We start from the raw sequence: 2,899 nt of genomic DNA, 5'->3' as shown, positions 1-2,899 counted from the left end.
CGGATCGCCGTGCGGGCGTGCGGCCTGACGCCGGCCGACTGGCACATCGTCGACGGTCTCCTCGCCGACCATCTGCCGCCGCTGCCGCGCGGGCTCGGCCTGGAGATCGCGGGCACCGTCGACGCGCTCGGCGAGGGCGTCACCGATGTCCGGATCGGCGACCGCGTGTTCGGCCCGGCCGTCTTCCACGGCTCGACGGCCGGCGCCGCCGAGTACGCCCTGATGCCGGCCTGGGCACGCATTCCCGACGGCGTCACCGCCGAGCAGGCCGCCGCATTGCCGATGGCGGCCGAGACGGCGTGGCGCGCGCTCGACGACCTCGGTGTCGAGCCTGGTGAGCTGCTGCTCGTCCACGGCGCGGGCAGCACCGTGGGTGAGGCGGCGGTGCGGTTCGCGCTGCACCGGGGTGTTCGGGTGATCGCCACCGCCGGGCCGACCCGGGCCGGCGCCCTGGAAGAGATCGGCGCCCAAGTGACCGCCTACGGCGAGGGCATGGCCGAACGCGTCGCCGCACTGGCCGGAGGCCGGATCGACCGGGCCCTGGACACGACGCCGACCGGGGGCCGGATCGACCGCGCCGACCAGCCCAGCCCGGCCGGCGGCTCGCTACCGACCTTGATCGGGCTGACCGGTGATCCCGACCGGGTCCTCACCGTCTCGGACTTCGCCGCCGCGGCCGACTTGGGCGTCCGGATCACCACCGAGATGCGCTACGACCGGATGGACGAGTTCGCCCGGCTCGCCGGCGAAGGCGTCCTGGTCGTACCGGTCGCCCGCACCTACACGCTCGACCGGATCGAGGAAGCGGCCGAACTCAGCCGGTCCGGTCGCCCCGGCGGAAAGCTCATGCTCGTCCTGTGATCGCCCCGCCGGCCCGGTAAGGCGAATCCACCTCGATGGCGAGTGGATCCGCGAAGGCGAACCGCTGTGTCCGACGATCGGCGATTTCGGTACGGGTGAATCGCGCCTGTCGATCGCGCTGCGAACGGCCGCAGCGATGGCCGGATACCGGGCCGGCCACGCGCTCGCCGCCAAACTCGTGAACGAACTCGTGGAGCGGCCACGTGAAGCAGCCGAACGAGACTGCCGCCCGTTACGGACACGGGAGTTGCGATGCGAGCCTGGACGGGTCGGGGGATGTCGTCGTCGGTCCGGTGGGCGAAGTCGGTGTGGGCCTGTTCGACGGCGTCGGGGTAGGTCGCGGCCTTGGCGTGTTCGGCGAGCGTGCGGTAGACGCCGGCCAGGCTGGGACTGTGTCCTTTGCGTTTGCCGATGGGGATGATCAGGTCCGGGCGGATCGCCTCGACGCTCTCACCGGCGGCCTTGCGGCGGAGCACGGTGTGCAGCATGTCGTCGGTGATCACCGCCGGGCGGCCGCCGTGCCTGCCCTTGCGGGCGGCGGCGTCGAGCCCTTCGAGGGTGGCTTCGCGGACGTTCTCGCGTTCGGTCTCCGCCATCGCCGCGAAGAACCCGAACAGGATGGGCCCGGGCCCGGTGGGGTCGTAGGTCCCGGGCAGCGGCCCGGCAAGCATCTCCGGCACCAGACCGTGGGCGGTCAAGTGCTCGGCCGGGGCCGTCAGTTCCGCCGCGTCCCGCCCCAGCCGCTTCATCTCGTACACCGCCAGGATCACCCGGCAGTGCGGGGCGTGGGCCTTGATCTCGCGGGCCGGCGCGAGGGCGGCGTCGAACTGCGGGCGCACCCGCACCCGGGTGCTGATCTTCCCCGAGAAGATCTTGTCCCTGGGGATGCCGTGCGCGGCGAGCGCGTCCGACTGCGACTGGAGCTCCTGCGTGAGGGTGCTGCAACGCGCGTACCCGATGCGGATGTCGGCGCCGGGGGTGTCCGGCGCGATCGCGAGCGGGATCGGGGTGCCCGGCCGCCACGGCCGCCCCGGGCCCCGGTTGGCCGGCGTCGGCACCCGCGGGACCGGTCTCGCGGCCCGTTTCGGATCTTGCTCCGGGAATGGAACGTTTGTGAGGGGCTCCCCTCATCAAACGCCCGCTCGATCCTCGATCAGTCCCTGGCGGTCGATCCCGGTAGGTGGCCAAGGCCCAGGACTCGGGTGGTGAAGTTCGCCAATTGCGCGCGCATTCCCTCGCGCCCCACGCGCTCTTGTCCGGCCAGGTGCTCGACGAGGTCGGCTCGGGTGGCGGCGAGCAGGGCGTGGGCGGTGAAGTCGCTGTCGGTCAGGCCGGGGATTTGCTCGAGTACGGCTCGGAGCAGGCCGTGCCATCGCTCGTAGTGCTCCGCCTGGTACGGGCTGCCGCTCCCGCTTTCCTCCAAGGCCAGCGCGAGGCGACGGTTGTCGAGTTTGAAGCACAGAATGGCGTCGAGCAGGGCGGATACGCGCTGCTGCGGTGGGGTCGCGGACCCCAGAGGCGGCAGGTCGGCCTCGATCGCCTCCCTCAGCGGTTCGAGCCGGGCCTCGTACAGCGCGCGGAGCAGCCCGGGGCGGTCGTCGAAAGCCCGGAAGAGCGTGCCTTTGCCGACGCGGGCCGCTGCCGCGATGTCGGCCATGGTGACGTCTTCGGCGCTTCCGCAGCCGGCGAAGAGGGTGTCGGCGGCCGCGAGGATGGCTTCCCGGTTGCGGGCGGCGTCCTTGCGGGGCTTGCGCTCGGGCACGCTACTCCTCCATTTGAAAAACGGACCACGGGTCCGTATATTAAAGAAGCGGACCCGAGGTCCGGATTCTACAAGATGGAGGACACCCATGCCCGCACCGACTTCTCCGGCAGACCTCTACCGCCACAGCCTGCGGCTGCTGTTGGACAAGAACATTCCCGGCTGGGTCGGCCTGTGGGCCGACGACGGCGTCATGGAGTTCCCCTTCGCCCCCGACGGCCGGCCCGCGCGCCTGGAGGGCAGGGAGGCCATCGCCGCCTACATGCGCGACTACCC

At 71.7% G+C, this 2,899-nt stretch carries 2 protein-coding genes and 3 pseudogenes; 3 read left to right on the top strand and 2 right to left on the bottom strand.

Annotation, left to right across the window (positions count from 1 at the left end; translation table 11 throughout):
* Both GT354_RS18175 and GT354_RS54155 read left to right on the top strand, forming a co-directional pair.
* Positions 1-861 (top strand): NADP-dependent oxidoreductase (locus tag GT354_RS18175; protein WP_161356837.1); only part of this gene is annotated, 861 nt, incomplete at its 5' end.
* A 40-nt stretch (positions 862-901) separates the two neighbouring features.
* Positions 902-1,100 (top strand): annotated as a pseudogene (locus tag GT354_RS54155) (AAA family ATPase); the annotation flags it as partial.
* Between the two features lie 294 nt (positions 1,101-1,394).
* On the opposite strand, the pseudogene GT354_RS54150 reads toward GT354_RS54155, so the two are convergent.
* Together GT354_RS54150 and GT354_RS18165 are read right to left on the bottom strand one after the other, a co-directional pair.
* Positions 1,395-1,919 (bottom strand): annotated as a pseudogene (locus GT354_RS54150) (recombinase family protein); the annotation flags it as partial.
* A 95-nt stretch (positions 1,920-2,014) separates the two neighbouring features.
* Entirely contained in the window at positions 2,015-2,623 is a 609-nt protein-coding gene (locus GT354_RS18165; protein WP_161357346.1) for a TetR/AcrR family transcriptional regulator, read from the bottom strand.
* 88 nt (positions 2,624-2,711) lie between these two features.
* Between GT354_RS18165 and GT354_RS18160 the strand changes: the two are divergent.
* Positions 2,712-2,899 (top strand): annotated as a pseudogene (locus GT354_RS18160) (nuclear transport factor 2 family protein); the annotation flags it as partial.

This window comes from Streptomyces sp. SID3343 (assembly GCF_009865215.1).
In the GTDB taxonomy this organism is placed as follows: domain Bacteria; phylum Actinomycetota; class Actinomycetes; order Streptomycetales; family Streptomycetaceae; genus Embleya.
The sequence above is the reverse complement of the archived record's forward strand: the minus strand, read 5'-3'. Positions and strand labels throughout refer to the sequence as shown.